The organism is Nostoc sp. (assembly GCF_036917355.1).
In the GTDB taxonomy this organism is placed as follows: Bacteria; Cyanobacteriota; Cyanobacteriia; order Cyanobacteriales; family Nostocaceae; genus Nostoc.
Genome location: NZ_JBALDP010000065.1, coordinates 57,233 through 71,450, shown reverse-complemented (window position 1 = coordinate 71,450; position 14,218 = coordinate 57,233). Strand labels below are relative to the sequence as shown.

General features: G+C 40.9%; 12 protein-coding genes. 5 read left to right on the top strand and 7 right to left on the bottom strand.

Annotated elements, in window-relative coordinates:
* Positions 1 to 16: 16 nt before the first annotated feature.
* The 5 genes from V7K53_RS21530 to V7K53_RS21510 form a co-directional block, all read right to left on the bottom strand.
* The gene (locus V7K53_RS21530; RefSeq protein ID WP_335199578.1) at positions 17 to 1,390 is read right to left on the bottom strand and encodes an alkaline phosphatase family protein; all 1,374 of its coding nucleotides are present in this window, start codon (positions 1,388 to 1,390) and stop codon (positions 17 to 19) included.
* 15 nt (positions 1,391 to 1,405) lie between these two features.
* On the bottom strand, positions 1,406 to 2,632 hold the full coding sequence (eboE, locus tag V7K53_RS21525; protein ID WP_335199577.1) for a metabolite traffic protein EboE: 1,227 nt from the start codon (positions 2,630 to 2,632) through the stop codon (positions 1,406 to 1,408).
* Between the two features lie 147 nt (positions 2,633 to 2,779).
* Positions 2,780 to 3,712: a UbiA-like protein EboC gene (gene eboC, locus V7K53_RS21520; protein ID WP_335199576.1), complete on the bottom strand. Its 933-nt coding sequence runs from the start codon at positions 3,710 to 3,712 to the stop codon at positions 2,780 to 2,782.
* An 87-nt stretch (positions 3,713 to 3,799) separates the two neighbouring features.
* Positions 3,800 to 4,708, bottom strand: a complete 909-nt coding sequence (locus V7K53_RS21515) for a TatD family hydrolase (protein WP_335199575.1) — start codon at positions 4,706 to 4,708, stop codon at positions 3,800 to 3,802.
* 130 nt (positions 4,709 to 4,838) lie between these two features.
* Positions 4,839 to 5,720, bottom strand: coding sequence for an EboA family metabolite traffic protein (locus tag V7K53_RS21510; protein WP_335199574.1), 882 nt, complete (start codon positions 5,718 to 5,720; stop codon positions 4,839 to 4,841).
* Between the two features lie 463 nt (positions 5,721 to 6,183).
* Between V7K53_RS21510 and V7K53_RS21505 the strand changes: the two genes are divergently transcribed.
* Positions 6,184 to 7,386, top strand: a complete 1,203-nt coding sequence (locus V7K53_RS21505) for a 3-dehydroquinate synthase (RefSeq protein WP_335199573.1) — start codon at positions 6,184 to 6,186, stop codon at positions 7,384 to 7,386.
* A 131-nt stretch (positions 7,387 to 7,517) separates the two neighbouring features.
* Here V7K53_RS21505 and V7K53_RS21500 read toward each other — a convergent pair whose 3' ends face one another.
* Positions 7,518 to 7,823: a HigA family addiction module antitoxin gene (locus V7K53_RS21500; RefSeq protein WP_335199572.1), complete on the bottom strand. Its 306-nt coding sequence runs from the start codon at positions 7,821 to 7,823 to the stop codon at positions 7,518 to 7,520.
* A 29-nt stretch (positions 7,824 to 7,852) separates the two neighbouring features.
* Between V7K53_RS21500 and V7K53_RS21495 the strand changes: the two genes are divergently transcribed.
* Positions 7,853 to 8,101 (top strand): type II toxin-antitoxin system Phd/YefM family antitoxin, encoded by a 249-nt coding sequence (locus tag V7K53_RS21495; protein ID WP_335199649.1) that lies wholly within the window; start codon positions 7,853 to 7,855, stop codon positions 8,099 to 8,101.
* Between the two features lie 72 nt (positions 8,102 to 8,173).
* Here the strand turns inward: V7K53_RS21495 and V7K53_RS21490 are convergent, their stop codons facing one another.
* Positions 8,174 to 8,872 (bottom strand): YdcF family protein, encoded by a 699-nt coding sequence (locus V7K53_RS21490; RefSeq protein WP_335199571.1) that lies wholly within the window; start codon positions 8,870 to 8,872, stop codon positions 8,174 to 8,176.
* Between the two features lie 312 nt (positions 8,873 to 9,184).
* Here V7K53_RS21490 and ctpB point away from each other — a divergent pair, with 312 nt between their 5' ends.
* The 3 genes from ctpB to V7K53_RS21475 all read left to right on the top strand — a co-directional run bounded on the left by ctpB (position 9,185) and on the right by V7K53_RS21475 (position 14,188).
* Positions 9,185 to 10,525 carry a carboxyl-terminal processing protease CtpB gene (gene ctpB, locus V7K53_RS21485; RefSeq protein ID WP_335199570.1) on the top strand — a complete coding sequence of 447 codons (1,341 nt, stop codon included), beginning with the start codon at positions 9,185 to 9,187 and terminating at the stop codon, positions 10,523 to 10,525.
* A gap of 139 nt (positions 10,526 to 10,664) precedes the next feature.
* Complete coding sequence (locus V7K53_RS21480; RefSeq protein WP_335199569.1) at positions 10,665 to 11,633, top strand: glycosyltransferase; 969 nt, start codon at positions 10,665 to 10,667, stop codon at positions 11,631 to 11,633.
* Between the two features lie 569 nt (positions 11,634 to 12,202).
* Complete coding sequence (locus V7K53_RS21475; RefSeq protein ID WP_335199567.1) at positions 12,203 to 14,188, top strand: EAL domain-containing protein; 1,986 nt, start codon at positions 12,203 to 12,205, stop codon at positions 14,186 to 14,188.
* Positions 14,189 to 14,218: the final 30 nt, after the last annotated feature.

Below are 14,218 nucleotides of genomic sequence, written 5' to 3'. Positions count from 1 at the left end.
GCCTCTATACAGCCTTTCAGGTATTTAAATGTTTGAGAATCAACGAGCAAACATCTGTCGCCTCAATTTGATGTGTATCAATTAGGTGACTTTGATGGGTGATAAATAGAGGCCCTTCATCTGGGGAAGTGGTGATATTACCGTGAGAGCCACGCACCAGGGAAGCATCCAAGGGAATTACATCCATTAAGTAGCGAAAACCTAGTTGTTTCTTAAGTAACTTGAGAGCAATTTTTCCTTGAGGAAATTTGATTTGCGGATCGAGAAAAAGTTCTACAGGATCGTAACCCGGTTTGCGGTGGATATCTACAGTTCTAGCAAAATCAGGCGCTTTCGCATCATCGACCCAATAATAATAGGTAAACCAAGCGTCAGATTGTGCGATCGCTACCAACTCTCCCGATCTAGGATGATTGAGATGGTAGGCTTGTTTCCCCTCTTCATCCAACACCTGCGCTACACCTTCAGTCGCTTCTAAAAGCGATCGCACTTTCGGGATGTATGCTGGATCGTTCACATACACATGAGCAATTTGGTGATCGGCAACGGCAAACGCAATGCTAGCACCAAAATCGAGCAGTTCTCGCCCTAATTCTTCCCGCACAGCAATTAAACCATTTTCCCGTAATACGCGGTTCAAATCCACCGCTTTAGAAACTGGCGTAATGCCATATTCAGAAAGAATAATTACTTGAGTATCACGTGCTTGATAATATTCAATTAAATCGCCACAAACAGCATCAATTTCTCGTAAATCTGCTTGAATCTGTGTTTGATTGTTACCAAACTTTTGCAGACAGTAATCTAAATGTGGTAGATAAACTAGTGATAATGTCGGGCTGTAGCGTTCCTCAATCCATTTTGCGGAATTGGCAATCCATTGGCTAGAACTAATGGAAGTTTTTGGCCCCCAAAAATCGAACAGAGGGAAGTTTCCTAAATCAGATTGAATTTGCGATCGCACATCACTAGGATGGGTATAAATATCAGGTAATTTTCTCCCATCTGCGGGATACATCGGTCGCGGCGTAATGGCATAATCTACAGAAGAGTACATATTGTACCACCAAAAAAGGTTGGCACAAGTGAAATTTGGATCGATTGATTTAGCTATTTCCCAAACTTTGGGAGTTTGTACTAGTTTATTAGATTGTCGCCAAAACTTTACTTCACATTCATCACGGAAGTACCAACCATTAGCGACAATTCCATGTTCATCAGGCAATTTTCCTGTTAAATAAGTAGCTTGAACTGAACAAGTTACAGCAGGTAGAACTTTTTTAATGGGAGCCACTTGCCCTTTATCAGCCCAAGAAGATAAAAACGGCGTATTTTCTCCTAGTAAACTGGGCGTTAATCCTACGACATTTATAACAACTATTTTTTTCATAAACTTAGTTTCTTCTTAATTTGCCACGAATTCTTTTAACACCCACTCATATTCACGCTGAATAGAAGTCAGCATATCTATCTTCATTTTTGACGGCAATACATCCCAAGTGTAAGTTTCAATTTCTAAATGTGAACAAGCATTATTTGTCTTAAGTAGATGTAAAACAGTAGCAATGTCATCTTGGGTAGATTGCAATATTTGATAATCATGAATAAAAATTGGGACATGAAAGTGAGTGCGCCATTCTTCAGCTAGAGATTGCTCTAAATGTGGTAATGCAGTTATTAAATCAGGATAGTGATGGAGTGTACCATCGCTGCGACATTCTATTACCTGGTGAAGATAGGTAGACTCAGCAAAAGGACGTAAACGCTCAACTATTAAACTCCGCTTCTCCACCTCAGCAGGTATTTTTACTTTAATTGCAGCGCTGATTTGAATTTTCCCAATTTTAATTCCTGCCGATTGCAAACGTGCAAATACAGATTGTGGTTCCTCATATTCAACTGAAAAATGGCAGGTGTCATAGCAAATCCGAACGTGTTCTAGCAATTTAGTCTCTGCTAAATCCTGCTCAATATTTAATTTTTCTGATAAATAACTACCAGCGATTGGCAATAACCAATTTTGATAAAAATCAATTACCTCTGAGGTATTTTCAATTAAACCATCAGGCTCAGGTTCTAAATCAATATGAAGTATCTTGCCTGTTTCTTCGCCGATGCGAATCATTTTTACAACAACAGATGCGATGTTCAAACAACTCTTTTTCAGAACAGTCTCAAAAGTTGTTTGGTCTTTTACCCACCAAGGCTTATAGGATAATGGTAGTGTAGAAATTCCACCATCAAGTCCTTGGGGTAATAGACTAGCTAAAATATATGCTAAGTTTAATGTATAATTAACCCGTTCTTGTCTAGACCAATCTGGTGCATAAACTTGATCTTTTACTACCTGTCGATGAAATCCGCCATAAGGGAATCCGTTTAAGGTGAAGACATATAAATCTTGTTGAGTTAGCCAAGTTTGAAATTGAGCCAAGTTATTACTTTCTAAAAGTTCTTTTGCAGCAACATCTGCTAACCTCAAGCCAATACCAAAAGGTTCTGTAGGCGATAAACGTGATTTGAGTTCGGGAATATACTTCTGTAAATTGGCAAAAACCTCTAGCCAACTTTCACCAGGATGAATATTGCTGCAATAAGTTAAGTGAAAATTATTGTTTTTTGTAATTTTCATTTTTTTGCTCTATCCCTTGTATATGTAATCTGTTTTCTTTGGCTTAAACTATTTCACAAAATACTTGCTACGTATTCATGGGTAGGGGCGCATATATGTGCGCCCCTACAGCCAATTAATGGTATTACTGCGTGTATACATCCAAATTTAAGTAACAGCAAATACTTTTGCTAACTTCATCGAAATTGGTAGCAAGATTAAAACGAATAAACCGTAATACAAACCAGCAAAACCAGATGCAACTGTTGCATCTAAGACTATTAGAGATAAAACACCTATTTTTACAGCATTTCTGATATTTTCAGCTATCGGTTCCCGCGCTGCTTTAATAAAGTTAGGCAAGATTCTGATAGCCAGGAAAATAGCGAATGGTAGGGCTGCGATCGCTCTATACTCTTCTAATAATCCTAAAGCTAAAACTGCTGTCAAAACTATTGCAATTAGCAGTACTGCTAAAACTCCTGTAATCTTCTTACCTCCGTGAACTTCACCCTGACTAATTGCGGTGATAGCAGCAATATAAAGAACAGGAATCAGTGCTAAATACCAACGTTCTCTGATTATTTCGGGTACAGCACTTACACCTAATAATAAGTTACTGCCACGGCACAAACCCATATTTAAAGGGCCGAAAAAAGGATGATGTTTGGCAAGTGAGTTATAGAGGAGGCATGAAAGAGTTATAAAAATAGCGATCGCAGCACTCAAAAACGATACTTGAAAAGCAGCTATAATCCCGATTGCAAATAGTATACTCCCCAATAAAGTAGCATTTTCACGAGATACGCGACCACTGGGAATTGCTCTATTTGGGCGCTCTTTTGCATCTAATTCGGCATCGAAAACATCGTTAAAAACTATACCGCCACCGTATAAGCCAGTTGTAGCCAATAACAACCAAGCTAATGGAATTAGTATGGAAAAACTTGCTTCTCCATTCATTAATTGAACAAAAATAATTCCAGAACCAGAAGCAGCAAAACCTAGAAGAATATCCGCCCAAGCAGTAACAATATTAGCAGGACGCATCAATTCCAGATAACCCCGCCAGCTTTGAAAATTTAAGCTTGCAACATTCACTTATCTGCCTCCGTGCCTAGTATTTCTCAAAATAAACCGCATATTACATATTAACCAGATATTTATACACTCCTCACCGCCAATTTTCTATTCAATCAACACAAAATCTGCAACTGATTTGATTCCTGGTTCTTGTCCCCGTAGCACAGAATTACCACTGAACATTTGACGTTGATCGATAGATTGAGGATTGAGCCAATCTGAAGCTTTCATCTGCCCAGTTTGACTGTAAGCAGCTAGGGCATTTTCATAACAAACTGCTCGCACATGTTCTTCAGGAATGCCCCTCTCTAACATCAATTGAGCCGTTTTTGGGACTGCCAAAGGATCGCTAATACCCCAATCAGCACTACTATCTACAATGATGCGATCGCATCCATACTTACGGACAACTTCTACCATCCGGGCGTTACCCATCTTCGTTTGTGGGTAAATCGTGAAAGCTGCCCAAAAACCTCGTCCTAATACTTCTTCAACGGTTTCTTCGTTGTTGTGATCGATAACTACTTGTGAAGGATCTAAACCATATTCAATACAGCGATCCATACTCCGACTAGCACCCGCCTTCTTATTACGGTGAGGAGTATGAATTAGTACCAACGTATCGAGTTCTTTGGCTAATTCTAACTGTTGACAAAAGTACTTATCCTCTGCTTCTGTCATATCGTCATAGCCAATTTCACCAATGGCAACAACTCCTTCTTTACAGGCATAAAGTGGTAGCAGTTCCATAACTTCAGCTGCTAGCGCTTCATTGTTAGCTTCTTTCGGGTTTAGTCCGATTGTGCAGTAGTGTTGGATGCCAAACTGGCTAGCACGAAACCGTTCCCAGCCGACAAGACTACTGAAATAGTCTTTAAATGAGCCGGCGTTAGTTCGGGGTTGTCCTAACCAAAAGGCTGGTTCAATAACGGCGACAATTCCATATTCCCGCATTACTAAGTAATCGTAAGTAGTACGGGAACACATGTGAATGTGAGGATCGATAAACATCATGGTTTTAATAATTGGGCATTGGAAAAGAGGAGGCAGAGGCAGGAGGCAGGAGGCAGAAGTACTTTAATTTTGAATTGATTTCTCCCTCATCCCCACTCCCTACTCCCTTTTATTTGTAAACAAAGAGGCGTTAGCGTGGCTCGCCGCAGGCATCGCGACTAAAACTGCTCCAAGTCAGATTACCTTGTTGAATGGATGACTGTAAATCTGGGTAATGCGAAAGTAATGCTTGCGCTTGGGGTAAAGGAGACTCAGCACAAGCTAAGGCTGCTGCTTCTTGCTCGTGTATATCCCCATTAGCTAGTACTTTTTCCAAATCTGTGATGATGGCGCTATCAGCAAACCGTCCTACAGGTCGCCAAAGTTCTGGCGTAACTGAGCGTTTAGCTGCCCAACGTTCATGGGCATAATCTGCCAACATCCTCGCTAATTCTGGATTAGCACGCCGATCTAGACCCCAAATTAGATGCAACGGACTGCCGACAAACACGGCCTTCAGTACCATCTGATTCCAAGCAGCATTATCTAAGTAATTTGCTGGATGAGGGTTACGCAGTGCTATAGCTTGAAATACATTGCTCATATTGCTGCGAATTCCCTCAGCAGTACGATGGCGATGTAACTCTGGATGTGGTAATAACGGCAAACTTTGATAAAGGGCAACTAACTCCCCCATATCGGCAGTGGAGAAGACTCGATCGAGCGATCGCACATAGACCTCAGCATCATCGTGGGGCAAAGCTAAAAGCAAGAGTGTGCGACCTGCTTGATCTACACTCCAATTACCAGGATACCAGCCGGGAATCAGATCCTCTGCTGCTTCCAAGTCTTGGAATGTTAGCTGCAAATCCTGTTTACCTAGATAACGCGGCACAGCACTAAAAGCCGTAAAAAACACTCGTTCAGCAGCGCCGCTAGCAATCTGTGCCTGCTTCTGTTCCAACCAAGTAAAAGCTTTCTCTGAAACAGACTTTAACAGCCAGTGATGCAGTAATTTGTTTACTTTACTCATGATAAATTCAGGATAAGTTGCCCAACTTCTTTGTGACAACCAAGTATAAAATATAGCATTAAACTTGAAATTTTGGGTTTGAAGCAGTTAGATAATATCTTACTGGGATCGTAACTTCATTGAATCTATAAAAATCTCTTGATTTTAAATAAGATACTGTAAAGATACCATTTTGATTAGATAAATCCTAAAATTATCTTACGGAAAAAAATTAGAATTTTATGTAATAATGATCCCCATTACTAACCTCACATATAGAGCATAGGCATTAATATAAATTGTGAATTCATGTTATTTGGAACTTTATATGTTAGGAAAATACACTTGAAAAGTATGATTAATTTAGTAAATAAGTTTGTTTAGTATTTCATTGAAATTTTGAATTACGTAATGGATTTATTTTGTTTATTTTAATTTCAATAGTGTATATATTTACAATTACTTAAAAAGTAATAATATTCAAATGGCTATTCAACAAAAAAGCGCTCTTAATCTACAACCAATTAACCAATGTGTTCGTGTTACCTTCAATTATGATATTCACTTCACTAGAGGTTTGTTTCAGTTAGATAATCCTTTACTTGCACAAGCGATCGCCGCAGATGGGGAGACAACCCCAAAACAAGTACTAGCAGTGGTAGATGGAGGATTTTTACAGTACCAGAATGGGTTGCTAGAAAAATTATCAGCCTATGCCCAATGTTATGAAGATATATTAACACTGAGCAGTGAGCCAATAGTAGTTCCAGGTGGAGAAACAGTCAAAAACGATTCTAGATTTATAGAGCAAATTCATCAGCAGATCAATGCATCTGGATTGTGCCGTCACTCCTACGTCTTAGCAATTGGAGGTGGAGCCGTCCTAGACATGGCAGGATACGCAGCAACCACGGCTCACCGAGGAATTCGGCTGTTACGAGTACCGACAACAGTATTAGGGCAAAATGATTCGGGTGTAGGAGTAAAAAACGGAATCAACGCCTTCGGTAAGAAAAACTTTTTGGGTACATTCATGCCACCTTATGCTGTCTTGAATGACTTTGATTTTCTTACTAGCCTCGACGATCGAGATTGGCGATCGGGTATTGCAGAGGCGGTGAAAGTAGCGCTGATTAAAGATGCATATTTCTTCGATTTCATTATGACTAATGCCGATAAATTGGCTAATCGAGACATGGACATAATGGAAAGACTGATTTATCGTTGTTCTCAGTTGCACTTAGAGCATATTGCTGGTAGTGGCGATCCATTTGAAATGGGTTCATCGCGTCCTTTAGACTTTGGACACTGGGCTGCTCACAAACTGGAACATTTAACTAATTACAGCCTACGTCACGGTGAAGCTGTAGCGATCGGCATCGCTTTAGATACAACCTATTCATATTTAACAGGGCAACTCTTGCAATCAGAGTGGCAAAGGGTTCTAACTACACTCAAAAAATTAGGCTTTACTTTATACGTATCAGCACTGACAGAGCAATTAGATCGACTAGATCATCCGCATTGTATATTTAAGGGGCTTACCGAGTTCCGCGAACATTTGGGAGGAAAATTGACAATTACCCTTCTACAAGGAATCGGAGAGGGAATAGAAGTTAACCAGGTGGATTTGTCTTTGTATAGAGATGCTATTTTGATGCTGCAAGATTGGGAACTTTTGCATTGATTCTCCATTGGCTGCAATTAGCATAAGCGATGTTTAACAACAAGCCTAGAGGTGGAGAGTAAGATTTCCTTCACCTTTGCCTAATTGCGATTATTTTATGCAAATATACTGCTTAATTTTTAAAGCGATCGCTACTTCGTGCTTCTAAATTGCAAAATACTTTTTAGTTCCTCTTCTTCTTCCTTAAGAACGTGGTAAAATTCCCAATTTTGTTGGAGGTTTAACCAAAACTCCGAGCTATTTCCGAAAAATTTTGATAACCTTATTGCCGTACTAGGTGTAATACCTCGATTTTGATTTACAAGCTCATTTATTCGCTGATAAGGAACATGAAGTGCATCTGCAAGTTCTCTTTGGGTTATTCCCATTGGGTCTAGAAAATCTTTAAGTAATATTTCACCTGGATGTGATGGAGGTCTATACTTTGGAACTCTCATCTGTTGTTATCTCGCAATGGTAATCGACTATTTCAACTTCTGATGCACCTTGGAGTGTCCATATAAAGCAAATTCGATATTGGTCAATCGATCAAGTTGCACAGGGTAAACCTGTGATTATTCAAGGCGATCGCGGTAATGCAATTCTGCTTGCAGAAAAAGATTGGTTTGCAATTCAAGAGACTCTTTACTTATTATCTCTCTCTGGAATGCGAGAATCTATAAAAGAAGGACTAGCAACCCCGATCCAAGAATGTGATGGGGAGTTGGATTGGTGAGTTAGCAAGCTTCAGAGGAGCCACTTGCAAACCCCGAAGGAACGAGTTGGAGGTTGATTTACACAAAACAAGTTATTTCCTCAGCCCCCCTTGGTGTTCGCAATGAAAACCTCGAATCTCCCAAGCTTGCATATCTACATCAGTAAGTTTTGTGACATTTGAGCATTGCGGTTGAATAATTTGACTTAAAATCGCCCACAACAAGCTGCGCGTTATATCTAATCCAGTTTTAGTCCAAGATTCCCGATTACCAGGAATACCCAATTCTTGAACAATTTCTGGCTCTACCCAAATACCATGAGCGCCAAAAAGAATCTGTGCCATCCATTTAGCTCTGGGTAAATGACTTGGCGAGGTAATCAACATGACTTTATGCACTCCCCAACGACGCAGAATTGGAATACCATAATAAAAATTTTCAAAGGTAGAATTCGCGCAGTTCTCTAACCAAACGTTTTGTAACTCTGCTAATTCCGCCTCAAAAATTAACCGTATACAGGGATCTGGGGAACCATGAGAAATTAAAATTGGGGTTTGTGGGTATTGTTTTGCTAGTTGGGCAACATAAGTTTCTCGACGAATACTGCCACCTAACACAAAGAAGGCATCTATCGGCTGCGAAGAAGCAAAAACTAAGGTTATAGTAGTAAAAATCAGCCAAACACCCAGGACAACGTACAATCCACCACTGAGTTTTTGTAACAATTGCCACAGATTAGTAGATTTTTTTTTAATAGAAATTAATGATTTGATGGTAAATTTGCGTTTCATGACTTAAGTAAGAAAAACTGATTTTATTGCTGTATAACAGTACTGCAATTCAGTAAGCAAAGTGCTATCTTATAAAAGTAATCTAGAATGCAAAGATGACGCTAATAAAAGTGTCACACGCTCAGTATAGCCTTCCGGAGAAGCCTAACAAACTGAGAAATGATTGTTAATAACTAATGCGGAATTTTTGGCATCATTTAAGGATAAAAATGATGAAGGAACATAGTTGATTCTGGGGTATAAAAACTTAAAAATTTCTGGAAAGCCTGATTGCTAAACTGTCAACAACACAATTATTCCAGCTAAGTATACATGAACCAATCTGCGAAAAGTTACTCACCGCTCCAAGTAGCCTTGATTGGTGGAGCGATCGCCACAACTGCTACCATATCCGTGTTCGGTCTCGCTTGGACTCGTGGTGTCCGTGCTGCTCTAGCCCTACAAGACAGCCCAAAAGTGATAGTTGACCAAGTTTGGCAACTGGTAAATCATGAATACGTTGATGGTAAATTTAATCAACAAGATTGGCAAGCAACCAGGCAAAGCCTGTTGAGCAAAGACTACTCTTCTAAGGAAGAAGCATACACTGCCATCCGCGAAGCTTTACAAAAATTGGGAGATCCTTACACTCGGTTCATGGACCCCCAACAATTTGAAGCCCTGACGAACCAAACATCTGGGGAAGTCTCCGGTATCGGCATTCGGATGGAAGTGAACGAAAAAACTCAGCAGCTCACGGTTGTCGAAGCCATAGAAAACTCTCCGGCGCTGAAAGCTGGAATCAAAGCAGGCGATCAAATTTTGGCAATTGACGGCAAATCCACTCTCAAAATGAAAGTGGATGATGCTTCTAAGCTCATCCGTGGCAAAGCGGGTACTCCCATTAAGCTACGATTGGGACGTACAGGGCAAAATGCTTTTGATTTGAAGCTGACAAGGGCAAGTATTGAAGTTCCAACGGTACGCTATACCCTCAGACAAGAAGGAAATCGCCGCGTTGGCTATATCCGTTTGCGGGAATTTAGCGCCCATGCCGCAGACCAAATGCAGCGAGCCATCCGCGATTTGAACACTAAGAAAGTTGATTCTTATGTCTTGGATTTGCGGGGAAATCCTGGCGGTTTGTTGCAAGCGAGCATTGAAATTGCTCGGATGTGGTATGATAACGGCGGAATTGTCAAGACAGTAGACCGTGTGGGCGGCACTGAGGAAACTAAAGCTAATCGCACTGCTTTGACAAATCGTCCTTTGGCGGTCTTAGTAGATGGGAATTCAGCTAGTGCTAGCGAAATCCTTACAGGGGCACTCAAGGATAATAAGCGGGCGGTAGTCGTAGGTGGTCAAACTTTTGGCAAAGCCCTAGTGCAGTCAGTTCATGAACTCGCAGATGGTTCTGGCTTGGCTGTCACCATAGCCCATTACTACACTCCAGCGGGAACAGATATTAACCACAAAGGGATTGCCCCAGATATCAAGCTAGACTTGACAGAAGCACAAGAGCGTCAATTGGCTTCTAATCCAAATTTAATCGGAACTAAGAGCGATCCCCAATATGCTCGTGCGATCGCAATTCTGTCAAATAACAACTTTGCCCAGCCGCCAGCAAATCAACCGACTCGACCCATGAGCCGCGCCGATAACCTGAAATTTTAGGTGAGTGATTTGTTACCGGGTGTTCATATATTCCCAAATCCAGATTTTTGGAGTTATGGAAACTGCTTGATACTATATCATTCCAGGATTTTGGATTGGGAATACTAGCTAGTAATCCCATCCCCAAAATCTTAGATTTATGAATCATCAGCCATTTGATGCAACCACTGCCACCAGCTTTTTACCAATGGTGTCGGTGGTTGTTCCTATTTATAACGGTGAGGCAGATTTACCAGAGTTAATCAATTGTCTGTTGTCTCAAACTTACCCAAAAGACCGGGTAGAATACTTGTTGGTGGACAACAACAGTAGCGATCGCACTCTCGCCATCCTGAAAACATCTGCCGATAATTGCCCAATTACAATTCGCCCTTTGAGCGAAACCCAAATTCAAAGCTCTTACGCTGCTCGTAATACTGGGATTCGCGCCGCTACAGGTGAAATTATGGTTTTTACCGATGCAGATTGTCGCCCACAACCGCAATGGTTAAACACACTAATTCAGCCTTTTGTCAACGCAGAAGTCGTAATTGTTGCTGGTGAAATTGTGGCACTACCAGGCACAACTCTGCTAGAACAACACGCAGACCGTCAAGAAACTTTATCGCAAAAGCATACCCTGAACCATTCCTTTCGTCCCTACGGTCAAACGGCTAATTTGGCGATTCGACGCATTGCCTTAGAAAAAGTGGGTTTATTTCGTCCCTATCTAACTACTGGTGGCGATGCCGACATTTGTTGGCGGATTTTGGGGGAAAACATCGGGCGTTTAGAATTTGCCCAAAATGCGATCGTTCAGCACCGCCACCGCGCTACACTTCAAGAACTGCAAAGTCAATGGCGGCGTTATGGACGTTCAAATCGCTATCTGCACGAGCTATACGGTGTAGATTTAATGCGAGAGATGACACCCAAAGAATACGGCTATCGTTTGGCGCGTTGGTTATTGAAAGAAGTACCAAGAGATATAAAAAAGGCGTTGGTGCAGCAAGCCACACTTGTCGATTTATTAAGTACTCCCATTGGTTTGTTCACAGCTAAGGCGCGTACTGCTGGACAAAGAGACGCCAAGCTACCAGAGAATGCCAAGATAATTGCTCGACTGTAACGAAGAAAAGAGGGTTGCTGATTTAGATGTGTAAATCTTAGTAGAGAGACGTTGCAATTGCTAGTCTCTACAAAGGTTTTGAAATTACGCAAAATCATTTTCATACCTGAATTCAGCAACGCCTAAGCAAAAACGTTCTTGTCAGTCCACAAGCATTGACTACAAAAGCGAATGTATCTTAAGAAGTATTTTCAAAAATAGGTAAAGCAAATATGCTGTTATTAATCTTTTAACTTTAGTACCTTCTATTTAATAAAATAAAAATTCCAGTAGGTAGGGCTTGTTGCCACATAGCATTTTAGTCGTTATTAGACAAGCTTGTGGCACTAAATAAGGCTAAAAGTTGATTGAGGCTACACAAATTTGATTGCTTACTCATTATTAAGAAATAAGTTAGTAAATCAAAAAACCAAGTTCTGTCATATTTATTTATAGAGTGTCCGCTCTTTCAAGTAACCTTCTCTCCTTACCTGCTCAATAGCGTCTGAAGTCTTGAAGAAAGCATGGGGTTTGCTTAGCCTGCTCTTTTCATTCACAGCTACGCTTCATAGTTTTGTGAGTTGAGCAACATGAAAGTGGATGGATTTAATCAACAGATAGATAAATTATGCTCACAGATACAGGGACTATTAAAATGCGATGGAACTAAGCTGAACTCACCACAGGAGATGATAACAGAGGCTTTCGAGGAACTTAACACCGCAATGGAAGAACTATTAACAGCTTCCGAGGAGTTAAAGATAACACGAGCGGCAGTAGAGAAAGAGCGCCAGCGTTACCAAGATTTATTCGAGTTTGCTCCAGATGGTTACTTGGTAACTGATATCAACGGGACAATCCAAGAGGCTAACCATGTAGCAGCAACTTTGCTTGGTGTCCAACAAAAGTATTTAGTCGGTAAACCATTAATTCTTTTTATTGCTCAACAAGACCACCAGTCCTTTAACTCTCAAATAAACAATTTGCAGGAGATACTGAACTGGGAAATTCACCTACAGCCACGGAGAGGAAAGCCTTTCCCTGCTAATGTGAAAGCGTCTGTAGTATACGACGTTGACGAGAAGTACGTTGGCTGGCGTTGGCTGCTGTGCAACATCAGTGAACGCAAACAAGCTGAAGAAATGTTGTACCGAGCTTACAGTGAGTTAGAAATACGAGTGGCGGAACGGACAGCGGAACTGGTAAAAGCAAATCAGAAATTGTTAAATGAAATTACAGAACGTAAAAGAGTCGAGTCACAACTACTGCACCTTGCTTTTCACGATACACTGACGGGTCTGGCAAACCGCGTTGCATTTATGAGCCGCCTAAAACATGCGATAAATTATTCAAAACGGCATTCAGATTATTTATATGCTGTGCTATTTATCGACCTAGATCGGTTTAAGGTGATCAATGACAGTCTTGGACACATAAATGGAGACCAACTGCTGCTTGCTATTGCAAGTAGACTAGAAATATGTGTACGCTCCATAGATACAGCGGCACGGCTTGGGGGAGACGAATTTACAATCCTGCTTGAGGGAATCCAGGATGTGTCAGACGCCATCAAAGTAGCTGAAAGGATTCAGAAGGAACTGGCATTACCTTTTAAACTTGGCGGACAAGAAGTCTTTATCACGGCAAGTATTGGCATCTCGTTGAGTTCGACAGTAGATTATCAACACCCAGAAGAACTATTGAGGGATGCAGATACAGCAATGTACCGAGCCAAGGTGCTAGGCAGAGCGCGTTATGAGTTATTCAACTCAGATATGTATGCTGATGCTCTAGCAAGATTGCAGTTAGAAACTGATTTGCGCCGAGCAATTGAACGCGAAGAATTTCGGGTTTATTACCAACCGATTGTTTCGCTCACTAGTGGGTCTATTATAGGTTTTGAGGCTCTACTGCGCTGGCAGCACCCAGAGCGTGGTCTGCTGAATCCAACAGATTTTATTCCCCTAGCAGAGGAAACTGGACTAATTTTCTCCATTGGCAAATGGGCCTTGCATGAAGCCTGCCGCCAGATGCAAGTTTGGCGAGTATGCCATTGTTCTAAATTACTAGAGAAAATTAGTGTTAATCTCTCCGTCAAGCAATTTTCTCAGCCGGATTTGATAGAGCAGATTGGGCAAATTTTGCACTCAACTGGCCTTGATGCTGGCACTTTAATCCTAGAGATTACTGAAAACGCAATTGTGAAAAATGGCAATAAGGTAACTGCCACAATCTTACAACTTCGAGAAATGGGCATTGAGTTATCAATTGATGACTTTGGTACAGGCTACTCTTCATTAGGTGGTCTTTATAACTTTCCGATTAGTGTATTGAAAATTGACCGTTCTTTCATCAGCTTGATGGGCACTAATAGTAAGAATTTAGAAATTATTGAGATAATTGTCACCTTGGCACACAAGCTAGGTGTGTATGTTCTTGCCGAAGGGGTAGAGACAAAAGAGCAACTACTACTTCTAAGAAAGTTAAACTGCCAATATGCCCAGGGACATTTTTTCTCAGTTCCGTTAAATAGCTCGGCAGCAGAGGCATTAATTATGGAAAATCCTCAATGGTAAGGGTTATTTAATTAATTCACTCAAGTCGAA

Coding starts and splice junctions, on each gene's coding strand:
- V7K53_RS21475 (WP_335199567.1), top strand. CDS start 12,203: ATGAAAGTGGATGGATTTAATCAACAGATAGATAAATTATGCTCACAG.
- eboE (WP_335199577.1), bottom strand. CDS start 2,632: ATGAAAATTACAAAAAACAATAATTTTCACTTAACTTATTGCAGCAAT.
- V7K53_RS21510 (WP_335199574.1), bottom strand. CDS start 5,720: ATGAGTAAAGTAAACAAATTACTGCATCACTGGCTGTTAAAGTCTGTT.
- V7K53_RS21490 (WP_335199571.1), bottom strand. CDS start 8,872: ATGAAACGCAAATTTACCATCAAATCATTAATTTCTATTAAAAAAAAA.
- V7K53_RS21505 (WP_335199573.1), top strand. CDS start 6,184: ATGGCTATTCAACAAAAAAGCGCTCTTAATCTACAACCAATTAACCAA.
- V7K53_RS21515 (WP_335199575.1), bottom strand. CDS start 4,708: ATGATGTTTATCGATCCTCACATTCACATGTGTTCCCGTACTACTTAC.
- V7K53_RS21480 (WP_335199569.1), top strand. CDS start 10,665: ATGAATCATCAGCCATTTGATGCAACCACTGCCACCAGCTTTTTACCA.
- V7K53_RS21500 (WP_335199572.1), bottom strand. CDS start 7,823: ATGAGAGTTCCAAAGTATAGACCTCCATCACATCCAGGTGAAATATTA.
- V7K53_RS21530 (WP_335199578.1), bottom strand. CDS start 1,390: ATGAAAAAAATAGTTGTTATAAATGTCGTAGGATTAACGCCCAGTTTA.
- ctpB (WP_335199570.1), top strand. CDS start 9,185: ATGAACCAATCTGCGAAAAGTTACTCACCGCTCCAAGTAGCCTTGATT.